This window comes from Arthrobacter sp. Y3221160 (assembly GCF_059092585.1).
On record NZ_JBNHHU010000001.1, the window covers coordinates 2,024,442 to 2,039,423 of the forward strand.

The following is a 14,982-nucleotide window of genomic DNA, read 5'->3' on the forward strand; positions in this document are numbered from 1 at the left end:
TCTACGCTGTTCACCGCCACGGTTTTTTGGGCGACGTGCCGCTGACATAAGCGGCAGGCGCCGCCCGCGAGAGAAGGAGAATCCGATGGCTAACGCCGAAGACGACAGCATCTCGAACAATGAGGCGCTGAAACCACTCGTCGAACGCAGTCGCTTCGGCGTGGCGGAACGGCGCAAGCCCGCCGATGCCGATTCCGAGGCCAAGCGCCCGCCCATATCCAGCACGGAACTGAGCAAGGGGCCCGCCGAACTCACCGAGAACCGCGGCCCCCGGGTCAACTGGCGGGTTTTCATCATCTCGTCCGTGATCGTCCTGGCCTTCTCCATCTGGGCCATCATGGCCCCGGGCAACGCGGCCGGCACGATGCACACCATGGTCGGCTGGATCGCCACCAACCTGGGCTGGTTCTACGTCCTGACCGTCACCCTGGTCATTCTTTTCGTCCTGTGGGTGGCCCTCTCCAAGGAAGGCAGCGTCAGGCTCGGCCCCGACCACTCGCGCCCCCAGTACAACCTCTTCACCTGGGTCGCCATGCTCTTCGCCGCCGGCGTGGGCATCGATATGCTCTTCTACTCCGTCACCGGCCCGATCACGCAATACATCAACCCTCCCACCGCCGCACCCGAATCGGCGGAAGCCGCGCAGGACGCCGTCGTCTGGACCATGTTCCACTACGGCGTGGCCGGCTGGTCGATGTATGCCCTTCTCGGCATGGCGATGGGGTATTTCGCCTACCGCTGGGGCATGCCGCTGTCCATCAGGGCCGCGCTCTACCCGCTGCTGGGTAAGCGCGTGCGCGGGGCGACCGGCGACGTCATCGACATTTTCGCCTTGGTCGGCACCGTCTTCGGCGTAGCCACATCGATGGGCATCGGCGTCGTCCTGCTCAACGTCGGCTTCAGCTGGTTGTTCGGCCTGCCGGAGGGCCTGGCCCTGCAGATTGCCCTGGTGCTCGTCGCCGTCGTCATGACCGTGGCGGCCTGTACCTCCGGCGTCGACAAGGGGATCCGGTGGATCTCCGAACTGAACCTGTGGGCGGCCGGAGCGATGATGCTCTACATCCTGGTCACGGGTAAGACCTCGTTCCTGCTGAACGCCATGGTCGAGAACATCGGCCGCTTCATCTTCTCGCTGCCGGAGCGCACCCTGCAGACCCTGGCCTACGAGGAGGACGGTTCGGCGTGGATGGCCGGCTGGACCCTCTTCTTCTGGGCCTTCTGGCTGGCCTGGGGCCCGTTCGTCGGCCTCTTCCTGGCACGCATTTCGCGCGGCCGGACCCTGCGGGAATTCGTCATCGCGGCCATCACCGCCCCGGTCCTCTGCGACTTCTTCATCGTCTCAATCTTCGGCAACAGCGCCATGAGCGAGGTGCTCGCCGGCAATACCGAGTTCGCCCAGGAGGCCATCAACAGCCCCGAGCACGGGTGGTATGCGCTGCTGGAAATGTTCCCGGGCGCGCCGTTCCTGATCGGTCTGGCCACCCTCTCGGGCCTGCTGTTCTACCTCACCAGCGCCAATTCCGGTGCGATGGTGATGTCGAACTTCTCCTCCATGATTCCCGATCCGGCGATGGACGGTGCCAAGTGGCTGCGCATCTTCTGGGCCCTGGTCACCGCGATCCTCACGGTGGCCATGCTGGTGGCCGGCGGCGTGACAACCATGGAATACGCAACCCTGATCTTCGCGTTGCCGGTGACCGTCATCGCGTATCTCGTGATGGCCTCCTTCTCGAAGGTGCTCAGGATGGAACGGGCCGAGCGCGAGGGGCAGGTGCTGCGACGGCGCACTGCTGCCGCCCATGGCGGACAGATACCGGAAAAGACTTGGCGGCAGCGCCTGGCGCGGCTGCGGTCCTACCCGTCGAACAAGGCCGTGGCACAGTTCGCCGAGCGGGTCGTGCAGCCGGCGCTGCAGGACGTCGCCAAGGAATTCACCGAACTCGGCTACGAGGCAGAGATGACGACGACGCCGAACCCGAAGACCGGCATCGACGAGCACATCCTCGTGGTGAATATGGACGACCACCGCGACTTCCACTACCAAGTGGCCGCGGTCGAGGCCCCCGTTCCGACCTTCGGCGGCCGCAGCATGCCCCGCGAGATCGACACGTACTACCGGCTCGAGGTGTTCACCCAGACCGGCAGCGAGGGCTACGACCTCATGGGTTTGACCCAGCAACAGGTCATCAACGACGTCCTCGACCGGTACGAGGCGCACCTGGCGTTCCTCAAGTACTCCAGCGAACACGCCTACGCCTCCGTCCTCACCCCCGTGGTGCCGCCGACGACCGAGTCGATTCCGCACGTGCCCAAGAAGGCCGACGACGTCGAGAAGCTCGACGAATCCTAGGAGCGCCGGCCGGCGTCTCGGCGGGCACAATGACTCCCGACGAGCCGCCGGCCCCGTTCCGATACAGTCGTTGCATGGGCACCGACGACATTTCCTTCCATACCCGCAAGTGGGTGCGTCCCGAAGACCTCAACGCCAACGGCACCCTTTTTGGCGGCAGCTTGCTGCGGTGGATCGACGAACAGGCGGCCATCTACGCCATCGTCCAGCTGGGCAACGGCAAGGCAGTCACCAAGTACATGTCGGAGATCAACTTCGTCAGCTCGGCCCGTCAGGGCGATCTGATCGAGATGGGCCTGAAGGCCACGCATTTCGGCCGGACGTCCCTGACGATGCGGGCCGAGGTGCGGAACATGTTCACGCGCCAATCGATCCTGACCATCGAGAAGATCGTGTTCGTGAACCTGGGCGAGGACGGCAAACCCGCACCGCACGGCTTCACCGAGATCACGTACAGCCGCGACAGGGTGCCCCGGCAACATCTGGATCCCACGGCGGTCCAGGACTAGCGGGCCGGCGTCCCGCGGACGGCGGAGAGGGTTACCCGGGTCCAGCCGGTGGACGAGGAGGCCCGAAAGCGCCGAAACCACCGGCGGGCGGATCCGAGGACCCGGCCCGCCGTCGTTGTTGTTCGTGAGGGGTTACTCCGTCGCCGCCAGCTGGCCGCAGGCGCCGTCGATCTCCTTGCCGCGGGTGTCGCGCAGCGTGGTCGGGACGCCGGCGTCGTTGAGCCGGGCCACGAACTCGCGGGTGACGTCCGGGTCGGACGAGGTCCAGATGGAACCCGGGGTCGGGTTCAGCGGGATGGGGTTGACGTGCACCCAGCCGCGGCCGCGTTTGTTGAGCTTCTTGGCCAGCAGGTCGGCCCGCCACGCGTGGTCGTTCATGTCCTTGATCAGCGCGTACTCGATGGAGACGCGCCGGCCGGTGCGCTGGTAGTAGCCGTAGGCGGCGTCCAGTGCCTCGTCGACCTTCCAGCGGGAGTTCACGGGGATCAGTTCGTCACGCAGTTCGTCGTCCGGGGCGTGCAGGCTGAGCGCGAAGGTGAAGGGGAGGTTCTCATCGGCCAGCTTGTTGATCGCCGGCACCAGGCCCACGGTGGAGACGGTGATGCCGCGGGCGCTCATGCCCAGGCCCTCGGGCGCCTCGTCCACCATGCGGTGCACGGCATTCATCACGCGCTTGTAGTTGGCCAGCGGCTCACCCATGCCCATGAAAACGATGTTGGTAACCCGCCCCGCGTCGGGGCCGGCGTCCTTGCGCTTGCCGCCGAGGCCGCCCTCGGCAATGACCCGGTTGGCCTGAACGATCTGGTCCAAAATTTCAGCGGTGGACATGTTGCGGGTCAGGCCGGCCTGGCCGGTGGCGCAGAACGGGCAGTTCATGCCGCAGCCGCACTGGCTGGAAACGCAGAGCGTGACCCGGCCCGGGTAACGCATCAGGACCGATTCGACCAGCGAGCCGTCGAAGAGCCGCCACAGGAACTTGATCGTGTCGCCGTTGTCGGTGGTCAGGCGCTTGACCTCGGTGAGGAGGGTGGGGAAAAAGGTCTCGGCCAGTTCCGCGCGCCGCTCCTTGGGCAGGTCGCTCATGCGCTCGGGGTCGGTGGTGTAGTGCTGGAAGTAATGCGTGGACAGCTGCTTGGCGCGAAACGCCGGCAGTCCCAGCTCCTTCATCTTGTCCTGCCGCTCGGCCAGCGTCATGTCGGCGAGGTGGACCGGCGGCTGCGTGACGCGCGGGGACTTGAACTGCAGCAGCGGACGGCCCTCGCTGGTGACGGCCTGGTTCCAGCCCTCGGCGGCGGGACGCACCTGGGGCCGGTCGGAAGTTTTTTGGGGGGAAGAAATCTGCGAAGACATTGCCACCTATTGTCTCACAGACACGATATAGTTCTCCCTCCGCCGCTGGCGGGCCGGGGTCACGGCTGCTGCTGTCCGCTCGGCCGCCGCCGGGCCGGGCGAGCTGTGCTTATTCTGGTCCAATGCGGATATGGAGCCTGCACCCCCGGCTGCTCGACCGGAGGGGTCTGGTGGCCTGCTGGCGGGAGGCCCTGCTGGCGCAAAAGGTTCTCGCAGGCGAAACCAAGGGCTACCGCAACCACCCGCAGCTGCAGCGGTTCCGTGCCGCGGAGGACCCGATGGCAGCCATCGGCGCCTATCTGGAGGGGCTGGCGGCCGAGGCTGCGGCCCGCGGATATGCCTTCAACACCAGCCTGATCCGGTGTCCGGGAACCTCGGCGGCCGGTGCTGCCGCAAGGCAGCGGCAGCCGAGCCTGCCGGTCCATTCGGAACAGCTCAGCTTCGAACTGCGGCATCTGATCGCCAAACTCGCGGTGCGGGACCCGGACCACGCCGTGGTCCTGAACCAGCGGCTGGAGCGGCAAAGCCCCGGCCGGGTCCCCGACCCCCATCCGCTGTTCACCACGGTCGAGGGACCGGTGGAGGATTGGGAACGGCCGGTGTGACGCCTTCCGGCTGCCGGCGTGCACGGGTCCGGCCGGGGTGTGGCCGACCCGGAGTCCGGCTGTACTGACCGGAGTGGTTAATTGAGTGACTCAATCGCCCCGACCGTGAACCGGCCTGGCGTTCGCCGGGGGTTCTCCGACCTCGTGGATGGTATGGCCGCTGCAAGCCGTCTTAGTTACGCTGGCTCGCTCGATGCGTGACACGGTGAACCATCGCATGGCGTTGCGCAGCCGGCACCACCCCACCAGGTACCACTGGCCGTTCGTGGAGGCGAACAGCACCGGCTCAACGTCGCGGGTGGTCGTGGTCTCGTCTTTCGAGGTGTAGCGGATGCGGATCACCCGCTGCTCGGCCATCGCCTCCTCCAGTGCCGACTTGATGGAGCGCGACGAGGAGGGAAGCGCGTTGACCCAGACGCGGTGTGCCAGCTCGTCGGCCCGGGCTCGGGTTTTGGGATCGAGGACGTCCAGGATCTTCTGGATACCTGCTGCTGCCAGATCGGCGTAGGGGGCATCGGGTGCAGCGGACACGGCTGCCATGAGCGCCACGGCCTGCGCCGGGGACAGGCTGACGGGCGGCAGCGACGCGCCTACAGCCAATCCGTAGCCACCGCCGGGACCCGGGCGAGACCATACAGGCGCACCGCTGTTCTCTAACGCATCGAGGTCTCTCTTAATAGTGCGCACGGATACCGCGAACTCTCTCGCCAACCGGTCGGCGGAAACCCCCCGCGCGCCGCTGCGGCGCAACATCTCGGACAGGGCATGGAGCCGCTCGACTCGCTTCACAGTTCAGACGCCGACAAAATCATGACATAAATAGTGACATACCCTTGTCCGTAGTGCCTGCGAGGGTAGGGCCATGACAACTACCACGAGCACTCCGACCATCATTCTCATCGCCGGCCACTGGCTGGGCGCTTGGGCGTGGGATGAAGTCCTTGAACACCTGACGACCGACCGCTCCCGCGCAATTGCGATGACGCTGCCCGGTCTCGACGGGGACGATCCCGAGCGTGCGGCGAAGACTCTCGACGATCAAGCCGCGGCGGTCCTGGACGTCTTCACTGAACTCGGGGTCTCCGAGGATCAGCCCGCGACTCTCGTCGCCCACAGCGGGGCGAACGCCCCCGTCAGCCTCGTCCTTGACCGTCGCCCCGAGCTTGTCCATCGAGTGGTGTGGGTCGACTCCGGCCCCGTGGCCACGGGAAGCGCCTTTGCCCCGGACCTCCCGGAGGAGTTGAAAGAGCTTCCGCTGCCGCCCCTCGACGTCCTCGCACAGCAGGCGAGCCTCGAAGGCCTGAGCGCGGAGGTCCTCGAGCGTTTTCAGGCCCGGGCCGTCCCCGAGCCCGGACCCGTGCTGCGTCAGCCCGTCGAGCTCACGAACGATGCCCGCCGCACGGTCCGGACCACCTTGGTGTGCTGCTCGATCCCGAGCGCGCAGGTGCTGGAACTTGCCCGCGCAGGCCATGCCATGTTCGCCGAAGTCGCGAACATCGAGCACCTCGACGTCCTTGACCTCCCGACGGGGCACTGGCCTATGTGGAGCCGTCCCCGCGACCTCGCCACGGCCATCCGGTCAGCGGCTTCTCAAACAAACTGAACTGCACGTACAACCAGAAGGGGGTCAGCCGCATCCGCGGCGCATGCGGCAGCCAGCCGCCCTTCCCACGCTTGATCAAGGTGGCCGGTCAGCAGAGCTAGCGGCTCCGGCCCTCCTGGAAGCGCACAATGCGCTCGATGGCCGTGGCCACGGCGTCGGCACCGGCGGCAAAGGACAGCCGGACGGAGCGCGTGCCGTTGACGGCATCGAAGTCGGCGCCGGGGACCAGTGCCACGCCCTCTTCCTCCAGAAGCGCCCGGCAGTATTCGGCCGAGTCGGCGAAGCCCTCCAGCTGCCGCCCGAGCTCGGCGTACAGGTAAAAGGCCCCGTCGGCCGGTGCCGCGCTCCCCCACTCGAGCCGGCTCAGGTTCTGCAGCAACAGGGCGCGCACCTCGGCGAACGCGGCCACCGCGGCCTCCGCCTCCCTGTAGGAGTCCGCCTCGAACGCCGCCAGTGCCGCCAGCTGGGCCGGGGCCGGCGGGCACAGCGCCACGTTTCCGGCGAGCGCATCGAAGGCCGGCGCGAGGTCGCGCGGCATCAGCGCCCAGCCCAGCCGCCACCCCGTCATCCCCCAGTACTTGGAGAAGGAAGAAATAACGACGGCGGTGCGGTCCAGTTCCCAGGCGCAGGTTCCGCGGGCATCCGGTTCCGCGGGATCGGCCGGATACGTGATGCCCTGGTAGATCTCGTCGCTGACCAGGCGAACCCCATGCTCGGCGCACCAGGCCGTGAGCGCGGCGAGCTCGCTCCGCGACACCATGGTGCCGGTGGGGTTGGCCGGCGACGCCAGCACGAGGCCGGCCAGCGGCCCATGGGCCGCCGCCGCTGCGGCCAGCAGTGCCGGCGTCGGCTGGTAGCGGGCTTCCGGACCGCAGTCGATCTCCACCACCTCGCAGCCGAGCGCTCGCAGAATGTTCCGGTAGGCCGGATAGCCCGGCCGCGCCAGCGCCACCCGGTCGCCCGCATTGAACGCGCTCAGGAACGCCAACATGAAGGCCCCGGATGACCCCGTGGTCACGGCCACTTCCTCCGCCGCCACGTCCAACCCGTACCAGCGCCGGTAGTGGCCCGCGATCGCTGCCCTCAGCTCCTGGATGCCAAGCGCGCTGGTGTAGGTCAGCGGCCGGCCGGAGGCGTGGATCTCGGCGGCCCGCTCGGACACTGCCCGCGGGGCGCCGCCCGCAGGTTCCCCCGCGCACAACGACACAACGTCCCGGCCGGCGGCGCGCATCTGCGCGACCCGGTCCAGGATGCTCATCACTTGGAACGGCGGCACCTGGGCACGGCCGGCCACCTGCAGTTCGTTCACGATCCTCAGGATCAGCCGGCGGTCTTGGCGATGTACACGTCGCAGGCGGCCTTGTGGGTGACGGAACTGGCCACGCTGCCGAGCACCCGGCCCAGCCCCTGCATGCCCACGTTGCCGACCACGATCAGGCGGGCGTTGACGCGTTCCGCCTCTTCCACCAGCGCGTCCTGGGGCTTGCCGAGCACCGCCGTGTAGCTGGTCCGCAGGCCCTCCGCGCCCAGTTCTGCCGCGACGTCCCTGGCTACCTTCTCGGCCCGCTCCGACTCGTGGATGAACCACTTGTCGTTGCCGATCTCCACGACTTCGGTCGCATCGGATTCGTGGGCGGTAACCACCCGGAGCTCGGCGCCCATCGACGCGGCGAGTTTAGCCGCGGTGCGCGCCGCCTTCATGGCGGTATCGCTGCCGTCTACTCCTACGATGATGATTCCGGCCATCGGGCCACCCCTTCGAGCACGTCGTCTGGCGGCCACGTGGGCCGTTTCACACCAACTTACCCGCCGCGTGGGCGATCCGCCGGGAGCCGCGGGTCGCCGTCGTCGTTATCAGTCCACGAACTCCGACTGGGTCTCGATGAACTCCCAATCTTCTTCCGGCAGCGTTGCTTCCTTCAGGTCCGGGCCGCCCGCCTCGTAGACCGCCGCCGCCGCATCTGCGTCCACGACGTCTGCCCTCAGGTTTTCCCGGAACCACTGCTTGTGGCCGGTTGGCAGCTTCAGCCACCACTGTTCAATCCGCAATTCCGCCATCTCGCGCCTCCTTGTATCGCGCCGCTACTACTTCCACCGTAGGTGTGTGGTTTCCCGCGGACAAGGGAGGCCTGCACGCGGGTGCCGCAGGCAGCGGCGACAACTACCTCTGCCGGTAGTTGTTGGCTCGTACCGGCCGGAGTGCCACAGTGGACCTCGTCCGCACTCCCGTTGCGCCGCGCCGGCCGCGGGCCCGCCTGGAAGGAACAGCCAATGGACCGCATGGTTTTCATCAACTTGCCCGTCAGCGACCTGAAGAAGGCCACGGACTTCTACACCGGTCTGGGTTATACGCTGAATCAGGACTTCTCCTCGCCGGATGCCTCGTCGGTGGTCATTTCCGACACAATCGTGGTGATGCTGCTGACCCAGGAGCATTTCGGCAAGTTCCTCCGGAACGGCACTCCGCATCTGGGCTCTGATGCCAAGGAAGTGCTGGTGGCCCTCAGCGCCGAGTCGCCCGAGGAGGTGGACCGGTTCGTGGCCAACGCGACGTCGGGCGGCGGGACCATCTACCGGCCGGCGGAAGAAGAGATGCCGGGCATGTACGGGGCCGCCATTGCGGACCCGGACGGACACGTCTGGGAGATCATGCACATGTCACCGGAGGCGATGCAGGCAGTCGCGGAGCAGAACGCCGCGGCGGGCAACGCCGACGGGGCGCAGTAGCTTCTGCGCGGCCCGGTTTCCCTGCCGGCCGGCCGCATCCCGAAAATGTCCCGGATCCATCCCCGGGCGCGGAGTACCCGTGGGATGGCGGCTGGCTCCCGGTGCCGGCGCTTGGCTTTCTTTCCCGGCGAACCTATGGGTCGGCTCGAAGTTCTGGCACAGTGAAGAGGAGCAGCCGGCACCGGCAGCGGGCCGGGAGCCGATCGACGCGGAGGTCCGCCATGACAGCCTCAACTACGGGCACCACCCGTCCGACCGTCCTGTTCGTGGGCGTGCGGGATGCCGGCCGCTCACAGATGGCCGCGGCCTACCTCTCCCAGCTCGCCGAGGGCGGCATCGAGGCCCGGTCGGCCGGAACCCGGCCAAGGGGACGGCTGGACGCCGCCGTCGTCGAGGCCATGGCCGAAGAGGGCATCGACCTGTCCGCCGTGCGTCCCACGGCCGTCACCCACGAATCGGTCAATAAGGCGCAGATGGTGGTCACGTTGGGTTCCGGCGACGAATGCCCGGTGGTCCCCGGCCGGCGCTATGAAGACTGGGACGTGGACGACCCCGCAGGCCGGGACGCTGCCGGCGTGCGTGCGATCCGTGACGACATCAAGCACCGGGTCCAGCACTTGCTGTCAGAACTGCAGCCGGCCCTGCACCCGGACGCGCAGTAGAGCCCGCACGGGGACGCCAGACTGGATGCCGGAGCCTGTCCGCGGCCGGGCTCACGTCCCCGGCGCCTCGGCAGGCGCCTCACTCGCCGCCTCCGCGTACGAGGCCGAGATCCGACGATAGACCGGGGTCAGGAAGGCCAGCAGGGCGGCCACGATCATGACGATCCCGGCCACGAGAAACACCAGGGCGATGCCGCGGGACGTGCCCTCGCCCAGAAGCGGTGCGAGGGTGGCGGCGCCGTCACCCGAGCGCGCGTACGGGATGATCCAGAGTTGCGCGATCGGTGCGATAAGGAACGCGGTGATCGGCGCAGCCGCGGATTCGAAGGCCATGGCGAATCCGAACACCCTGCCCTGCCGCTGCAGCGGAACCACCTGCTGGATGACCGTCTGCTCGGCGGCCTCCACGAAAGGCACCAGCGTCAGGTAGAGCCAGATCCCGGCAATGTACAGCCAGGCCCACTCGCGAAGCGTGAACACCGCGCCGAGGGCCCCCATCACGATCACCGCGACGAGCATGGTGCGCAGCGGATTACGCCCGAGCCCGAACTTGCCGATCACCGCGCCGCCCACGATGAATCCGGTGGAGCCGAGCGCGAGGTACGCGCCCCACAGCTCCACGGGGAACAGTTCCAGCCCGTAGGGATCCATGAGCGCCATGTAAACCCCGCCGATGAAATTGTTAAAGGTGGAGAACAGGATCAGCGCGAACAGTCCGGCGATGGCCAGCACGGCGGCGATGGAACCGCGCAGGTCGAAGCTGCCGCGTGCGTCCGTGGCGGCCGCGCGCACCTCCTCCGGCATGCGCAGGGTGAGCAGGTGCAGGAAGGCGAGCGCCGTGAGCACCAAGGCGACCGCGATTGTCCCGCCCATGCCGAGCAGGCCTACCGACAGCCCCGATAGCACCGACGTAACGATGAAGGCCAGGCCCTGCACCATGCCCACCAGACCGTTGGCATTGGCCCGCCGCTCCGGGTCGACGAGGATGGTCACCGTGGTGGAGAGGGCAATGTTGCGCATGTTCTCCACCACCGCGCCGATCAGAATGATCAGGGAGAAGACCCAGAACCACGGCCGGGTGAGGTCCAGCAGCCAGGCCTGGGGGATCAACAGGAACATGGCCCCGGACAGAAGGAACATCGCCAAGGTGAAAACGGCGGCGAAGCGCATCACGGCCAGCTTGCGGTAGCGATCCACGAACGTGCCGAAGCTGATGCTGGAAAGCGCAATCAGCAGCATGTATGCCCCGCCGATCACTCCGGTGGCGATCACGTTGCGCGTCTCCAGGTACACCCAGAACGTCAACGCGAACCACAGGTAGCTGGTGGTGATGTTGGCCAGGGCCGTATTCACCAGGATCCCCATGAACGTGCGGTACCGCTGTGCAGGGCTGCGCACGGTCGTGTCGACTGCGGCTGGATCGACCAGGTTCGGTGCTTCGCCGTCCCCGATCGGCACCGAAGTACCGGCCGCCCCCGCGGTAAGACCCGCACGCTCCTGGTGAGCCGGGGCCCCGGCAGGTCCCGGTTCCTGCTCGGTCATGCGTTCCAGTGTACTGACCTGACCCAGGTACGGACACGGCGAAATTCAGCCCGTCAATCCCGGCTCCCGGCCCCGCCAGGTGGCGCGTTAACTGCAGGTGTAGGTGACGCCGTCCACGACGTGAGTGCCCGGTCCCAGCTCGCCACAGGCTTCCATGAGGTAACCGACGCCTGCCAGCGCGATGATGATGAACAGCGTCAACAGCACCGTGCCCACGGCGCCGATGATGATGCCGGCGAGCGCAAAGCCGTTTTTGGCACCCGCGCGCTTGGACTGCACCATGCCGATGATGCTGACGATCAGCCCGGCCACCGTCAGCGGTCCGAGCAGGGACAGGATAAAGCCGACGATCCCCATGGTCCTGCCGGGAACGGGTTGCCCGGGACCGGGCTGTCCCGGGTACCCGTAAGGCTCGTTTGGTTGCTGGTATGCCTGGCCGGCGCCCTGTTGCGGGTAGGCGGGGTAGGCGTCCTGTTGCGGGTGGGCGGGGTAGGCGGGGTAGGCGCCCTGCGTGGACTGCGGCTGGGAAGCCGCGGGCTCGGGATGCTCCCCGTGGCCAGTGGGAGTAGACATGTGGTTCCTCTCATCGGTGCGTAAACGATTTATCGTCCCCACCGAACACCCTATGTCCGGCGGCCGCGGATCAGCCCCGGCCCACCAGCGTGTCGACCTGTTCCAGCAAGGCGTCCATCTCGCCGTCGGCCAATTGGTATTGCTGCGCATCCGGCGAGAAGAAGGTTGCGCTGTAGTAAAGGCCGTCGCCGATCAGCTTCACGGCCTGCGCCAGCGGCCGGCTGCCAAGCGCCTGCTCCAAGGCATCCAGCCAGAGTTCCTGGATCCCGGCAAAGGTCCTCGCCGCGGACGGGTGGCCTTGCTGGACCAGGCGCGCCACGGCCACGATGGCCCGGTCCAGCGGCGAATCGACGAACCTGGACGTGCGCACGTAGTAGCGGGCCGCTCCTTCCGGGGCACTGATGATCTGCTCCGCGTCGGCGGCGGTCAGCGCGGAGAGCCGCTCGCACAGGGCGTCCACCATCGCCTCCTTGGACGGAAAGTGGTACAGCAGCCCGCCCTTCGACACCCCGGCCGCCGCCGCGACGGCGTCCATCGTGGCGGCTCGCTCGCCCTCTTTGATCAGGATGTCCTCGAAGTTGTCGAGGATCCGGTCTCTCGCACTGGCCATTCACCCATCCTAGGACTCCCCCCGCCCGCGGAGCTGCCGCTTTGCAGGTAAACCGTCCAGACGGTACAGTAGATCCGACTTCCCCGATTCCGAAAGACCCACCATGCTTACCGTCACCCAGCGCGCCGGGCGCCGAGAATGGACCGCCCTGGCGGTCTTGATGCTTCCGGTCCTGCTGGTCGCCGTCGACAACACGGTGCTCAGCTTCGCGCTGCCCGCGATTTCCCTGGCGTTCAGCACCAGCGGCACCACCCTCCTGTGGATCATCGACATCTACCCCCTGGTACTTGCCGGCCTGCTGGTGGCCATGGGCAGCCTGGGCGACCGGTTCGGCAGGCGCCGGATGCTGATGATCGGCGCGGCCGGTTTCGCCGCACTGTCCGCGCTGGCCGCCTTCTCCCCCAGCGCCGAACTGCTGGTTGCCGCACGCGCCGGCCTGGGCATCTTCGGGGCCATGCTGATGCCGGCCACCCTGTCCCTGATCCGGAACATCTTCACGGACCGGGCGCAGCGGCGCCTGGCGATCGCCATCTGGGCCGCCGGCTTCTCCGCCGGCGCCGCCCTCGGCCCGCTGCTGGGCGGCCTGCTGCTGGAACACTTCTGGTGGGGTTCGGTCTTTCTGCTCGCGGTCCCCATGCTGCTGCCCATGCTGGTGCTGACGCCGGCGTTCGTGCCCGAGTCGCGCGATCCCGAGCCCGGCCCTATCGACGCGGCCAGCATCCTGCTCTCCGTCGCCGCCCTGCTCCCCGTGGTCTACGCCATCAAGCAGCTGGCCGGCGGCGGAAATCCCGCCCTTGCGGCAGCAACGTTCACCCTCGGCATCCTGGCCGGCTGGCTGTTCGTCCGCCGCCAGCTGGTCCGCGCGAACCCGATGCTGGATGTCCGCCTGTTCCGCCACCGCCCCTTCACCGGCGCCGTGCTGGTCAACCTGTTGGCCGTGTTCTCCCTGGTCGGCTTCCTGTACTTCGTCTCCCAGCATCTCCAGTTGGTCCTCGGCCTCAGCCCGCTGCGGGCCGGCCTGGTACTGCTGCCCGGCCTGGCGGTCACCATAACGGCCGGCCTGCTCGCGGTGCCGCTGGTGCGCCGGATTGCCCCGCACCGGCTGGTGGCCTGCGCCCTGTTGCTGTCCGCGGCGGCCTACGCCCTGGTGGCGTCGTCCCCGGACGCCCCAGCGGTGACCCTGATGGCGGCCTTCGCGCTGCTCGGCGCCGGGGTCGGCGCCTCCGAGACGCTCTCGAACGACCTCATTTTGTCCAGCGTCCCCGCGGCCAAGGCCGGCGCCGCCTCCGCCGTGTCGGAGACGGCCTACGAAGTGGGCTCTGTCTTCGGGACCGCCGTGCTCGGCAGCATCCTGGTCGGTGCCTACCGACGGAACATCGCCCTGCCCGCCGGGCTGGACGCCGAACAGCAGCAAGCCGCCGGCGAGACCCTCGGCGGCGCCATCACCGTTGCCGGGCAGCTGCCCGAACGCACCGGGGCCGCCCTGTTAGATTCCGCGGTCCATGCTTTCGACAGCGGCGTGACCGTCACCGCCGGACTGGCCGCGGTTCTCATGGTCGCGGCAGCCTGGCTCGCCTTCCGAACGCTGCGCGTCCCGCAGCACCAGTGACTCGGGGCGCGGCCGGCACCCTTGCGCGATACCCCTAGGGGGTATAGATTGGTGGCATAGCCCACCGATTGAGGAAGCCATGAGCCACACAGCACGGCCTGCGGAAACCGAAACCGTCACCGCCCCTGCCGACGAGCACATCGGGCACGCGTACACGTCGGACAAGGAGGCGTACCTGCGCCGGCTCAAGCGCGTTGAGGGCCAGGTCCGCGGCATCGCCCGCATGGTGGAGGACGACAAGTACTGCATCGACATCCTGACCCAGGTCGCCGCCGTCAACAAGGCCCTGCACGCGGTGAGCGTTGGCCTGCTCGAGGACCACATCGGACACTGCGTCATCGGCGCCGCCAAGGAATCCGAACTCAGCGGCGACCCGCAAATCGTCGAGGACAAGGTCAAGGAAGCCTCGGACGCCATCGGCCGACTGCTGCGCTGACCTTCCCCGCGAACCCAACCCCAAGGAGACAGTCATGAGCACCACCACCATCAGCATCGACGGCATGACCTGCGGCCACTGCGTGGACGCCGTCACGGAAGAACTGCAGGCCCTCGACGGCGTCCGCGGCGTCAGCATCGAACTCAACAAGGGCGGAATCTCCACGGCGACGGTCAGTTCCGAGGCGGATCTTGACCCGGCCCAGATTGGCGAGGCCGTCGCCGAGGCCGGGTACACCGTCGTCGCGCAGAACGCCTAGCTCCAGATCGCTTCAGGCCAGACGGCCTTTGGCCAGTGCGACGACGGTGCCCTCCGGCCGCCGTCGGCCCCCCTTTTTTTCGCGAACCAGCGGACGCGCTGCCCCCGCACCGTCCCACGCAGAATTGAGACAACCAACCGATGTCCT

General features: G+C 67.6%; 17 protein-coding genes. 9 read left to right on the plus strand and 8 right to left on the minus strand.

The window, feature by feature from the left end; translation table 11 throughout:
• Nucleotides 1–85 precede the first annotated feature (85 nt).
• Nucleotides 86–2,350, plus strand: coding sequence for a choline BCCT transporter BetT (betT, locus tag AC5RWG_RS09445; RefSeq protein ID WP_494013580.1), 2,265 nt, complete (start codon nt 86–88; stop codon nt 2,348–2,350).
• A gap of 74 nt (nt 2,351–2,424) precedes the next feature.
• On the plus strand, nt 2,425–2,859 hold the full coding sequence (locus AC5RWG_RS09450; protein WP_494025098.1) for an acyl-CoA thioesterase: 435 nt from the start codon (nt 2,425–2,427) through the stop codon (nt 2,857–2,859).
• Nucleotides 2,860–2,991: 132 nt separating this feature from the next.
• On the opposite strand, the gene rlmN is transcribed toward AC5RWG_RS09450, so the two are convergent.
• Nucleotides 2,992–4,209: a dual-specificity RNA methyltransferase RlmN gene (gene rlmN / locus AC5RWG_RS09455; RefSeq protein ID WP_494024109.1), complete on the minus strand. Its 1,218-nt coding sequence runs from the start codon at nt 4,207–4,209 to the stop codon at nt 2,992–2,994.
• Nucleotides 4,210–4,331: 122 nt separating this feature from the next.
• Between rlmN and AC5RWG_RS09460 the strand changes: the two genes are divergently transcribed.
• Complete coding sequence (locus tag AC5RWG_RS09460; RefSeq protein ID WP_494025097.1) at nt 4,332–4,814, plus strand: pyrimidine dimer DNA glycosylase/endonuclease V; 483 nt, start codon at nt 4,332–4,334, stop codon at nt 4,812–4,814.
• A gap of 90 nt (nt 4,815–4,904) precedes the next feature.
• On the opposite strand, the gene AC5RWG_RS09465 is transcribed toward AC5RWG_RS09460, so the two are convergent.
• A complete protein-coding gene (locus AC5RWG_RS09465; protein ID WP_494074583.1) occupies nt 4,905–5,603 on the minus strand; it encodes a helix-turn-helix transcriptional regulator in 699 nt (232 codons plus the stop codon).
• Between the two features lie 73 nt (nt 5,604–5,676).
• On the opposite strand from AC5RWG_RS09465, the gene AC5RWG_RS09470 reads away from it, so the two are divergent.
• Entirely contained in the window at nt 5,677–6,417 is a 741-nt protein-coding gene (locus tag AC5RWG_RS09470; RefSeq protein WP_494074582.1) for an alpha/beta fold hydrolase, read from the plus strand.
• A 97-nt stretch (nt 6,418–6,514) separates the two neighbouring features.
• Here the strand turns inward: AC5RWG_RS09470 and AC5RWG_RS09475 are convergent, their stop codons facing one another.
• The 3 genes from AC5RWG_RS09475 to AC5RWG_RS09485 all read right to left on the minus strand — a co-directional run bounded on the left by AC5RWG_RS09475 (nt 6,515) and on the right by AC5RWG_RS09485 (nt 8,475).
• The gene (locus AC5RWG_RS09475; RefSeq protein WP_494074684.1) at nt 6,515–7,675 is read right to left on the minus strand and encodes an aminotransferase class I/II-fold pyridoxal phosphate-dependent enzyme; all 1,161 of its coding nucleotides are present in this window, start codon (nt 7,673–7,675) and stop codon (nt 6,515–6,517) included.
• Between the two features lie 62 nt (nt 7,676–7,737).
• The gene (locus tag AC5RWG_RS09480) at nt 7,738–8,163 is read right to left on the minus strand and encodes a universal stress protein (RefSeq protein WP_493980096.1); all 426 of its coding nucleotides are present in this window, start codon (nt 8,161–8,163) and stop codon (nt 7,738–7,740) included.
• A 108-nt stretch (nt 8,164–8,271) separates the two neighbouring features.
• Nucleotides 8,272–8,475 carry a hypothetical protein gene (locus AC5RWG_RS09485; RefSeq protein WP_494001075.1) on the minus strand — a complete coding sequence of 68 codons (204 nt, stop codon included), beginning with the start codon at nt 8,473–8,475 and terminating at the stop codon, nt 8,272–8,274.
• Between the two features lie 213 nt (nt 8,476–8,688).
• Here AC5RWG_RS09485 and AC5RWG_RS09490 point away from each other — a divergent pair, with 213 nt between their 5' ends.
• Complete coding sequence (locus AC5RWG_RS09490; RefSeq protein ID WP_494024105.1) at nt 8,689–9,144, plus strand: VOC family protein; 456 nt, start codon at nt 8,689–8,691, stop codon at nt 9,142–9,144.
• A gap of 221 nt (nt 9,145–9,365) precedes the next feature.
• Nucleotides 9,366–9,806: an arsenate-mycothiol transferase ArsC gene (locus tag AC5RWG_RS09495; RefSeq protein WP_494001077.1), complete on the plus strand. Its 441-nt coding sequence runs from the start codon at nt 9,366–9,368 to the stop codon at nt 9,804–9,806.
• A 51-nt stretch (nt 9,807–9,857) separates the two neighbouring features.
• Here AC5RWG_RS09495 and AC5RWG_RS09500 read toward each other — a convergent pair whose 3' ends face one another.
• The 3 genes from AC5RWG_RS09500 to AC5RWG_RS09510 form a co-directional block, all read right to left on the minus strand.
• A complete protein-coding gene (locus AC5RWG_RS09500; RefSeq protein WP_494167111.1) occupies nt 9,858–11,171 on the minus strand; it encodes an MFS transporter in 1,314 nt (437 codons plus the stop codon).
• A 264-nt stretch (nt 11,172–11,435) separates the two neighbouring features.
• Nucleotides 11,436–11,921 (minus strand): DUF4190 domain-containing protein, encoded by a 486-nt coding sequence (locus tag AC5RWG_RS09505; RefSeq protein WP_494166815.1) that lies wholly within the window; start codon nt 11,919–11,921, stop codon nt 11,436–11,438.
• A gap of 70 nt (nt 11,922–11,991) precedes the next feature.
• Nucleotides 11,992–12,531: a TetR/AcrR family transcriptional regulator gene (locus AC5RWG_RS09510; protein WP_494001080.1), complete on the minus strand. Its 540-nt coding sequence runs from the start codon at nt 12,529–12,531 to the stop codon at nt 11,992–11,994.
• A 103-nt stretch (nt 12,532–12,634) separates the two neighbouring features.
• On the opposite strand from AC5RWG_RS09510, the gene AC5RWG_RS09515 reads away from it, so the two are divergent.
• From AC5RWG_RS09515 to AC5RWG_RS09525, 3 genes are all read left to right on the plus strand, one after another.
• On the plus strand, nt 12,635–14,140 hold the full coding sequence (locus AC5RWG_RS09515; protein WP_494074579.1) for an MFS transporter: 1,506 nt from the start codon (nt 12,635–12,637) through the stop codon (nt 14,138–14,140).
• Nucleotides 14,141–14,219: 79 nt separating this feature from the next.
• Nucleotides 14,220–14,576: a metal-sensitive transcriptional regulator gene (locus tag AC5RWG_RS09520; protein WP_494101805.1), complete on the plus strand. Its 357-nt coding sequence runs from the start codon at nt 14,220–14,222 to the stop codon at nt 14,574–14,576.
• 34 nt (nt 14,577–14,610) lie between these two features.
• A complete protein-coding gene (locus AC5RWG_RS09525; RefSeq protein WP_494001083.1) occupies nt 14,611–14,835 on the plus strand; it encodes a heavy-metal-associated domain-containing protein in 225 nt (74 codons plus the stop codon).
• The last annotated feature ends 147 nt before the right edge of the window (nt 14,836–14,982 follow it).

What these genes read in the sequence shown, in the direction of transcription:
- AC5RWG_RS09525 (WP_494001083.1), top strand. Translation starts at nt 14,611, where the DNA reads ATGAGCACCACCACCATCAGCATCGACGGCATGACCTGCGGCCACTGC.
- AC5RWG_RS09460 (WP_494025097.1), top strand. Translation starts at nt 4,332, where the DNA reads ATGCGGATATGGAGCCTGCACCCCCGGCTGCTCGACCGGAGGGGTCTG.
- AC5RWG_RS09505 (WP_494166815.1), bottom strand. Translation starts at nt 11,921, where the DNA reads ATGTCTACTCCCACTGGCCACGGGGAGCATCCCGAGCCCGCGGCTTCC.
- AC5RWG_RS09500 (WP_494167111.1), bottom strand. Translation starts at nt 11,171, where the DNA reads ATGGGGATCCTGGTGAATACGGCCCTGGCCAACATCACCACCAGCTAC.
- AC5RWG_RS09490 (WP_494024105.1), top strand. Translation starts at nt 8,689, where the DNA reads ATGGACCGCATGGTTTTCATCAACTTGCCCGTCAGCGACCTGAAGAAG.
- AC5RWG_RS09475 (WP_494074684.1), bottom strand. Translation starts at nt 7,675, where the DNA reads ATGAGCATCCTGGACCGGGTCGCGCAGATGCGCGCCGCCGGCCGGGAC.
- AC5RWG_RS09520 (WP_494101805.1), top strand. Translation starts at nt 14,220, where the DNA reads ATGAGCCACACAGCACGGCCTGCGGAAACCGAAACCGTCACCGCCCCT.
- rlmN (WP_494024109.1), bottom strand. Translation starts at nt 4,209, where the DNA reads ATGTCTTCGCAGATTTCTTCCCCCCAAAAAACTTCCGACCGGCCCCAG.
- AC5RWG_RS09470 (WP_494074582.1), top strand. Translation starts at nt 5,677, where the DNA reads ATGACAACTACCACGAGCACTCCGACCATCATTCTCATCGCCGGCCAC.
- AC5RWG_RS09485 (WP_494001075.1), bottom strand. Translation starts at nt 8,475, where the DNA reads ATGGCGGAATTGCGGATTGAACAGTGGTGGCTGAAGCTGCCAACCGGC.
- AC5RWG_RS09450 (WP_494025098.1), top strand. Translation starts at nt 2,425, where the DNA reads ATGGGCACCGACGACATTTCCTTCCATACCCGCAAGTGGGTGCGTCCC.
- AC5RWG_RS09515 (WP_494074579.1), top strand. Translation starts at nt 12,635, where the DNA reads ATGCTTACCGTCACCCAGCGCGCCGGGCGCCGAGAATGGACCGCCCTG.
- AC5RWG_RS09510 (WP_494001080.1), bottom strand. Translation starts at nt 12,531, where the DNA reads ATGGCCAGTGCGAGAGACCGGATCCTCGACAACTTCGAGGACATCCTG.
- betT (WP_494013580.1), top strand. Translation starts at nt 86, where the DNA reads ATGGCTAACGCCGAAGACGACAGCATCTCGAACAATGAGGCGCTGAAA.
- AC5RWG_RS09495 (WP_494001077.1), top strand. Translation starts at nt 9,366, where the DNA reads ATGACAGCCTCAACTACGGGCACCACCCGTCCGACCGTCCTGTTCGTG.
- AC5RWG_RS09480 (WP_493980096.1), bottom strand. Translation starts at nt 8,163, where the DNA reads ATGGCCGGAATCATCATCGTAGGAGTAGACGGCAGCGATACCGCCATG.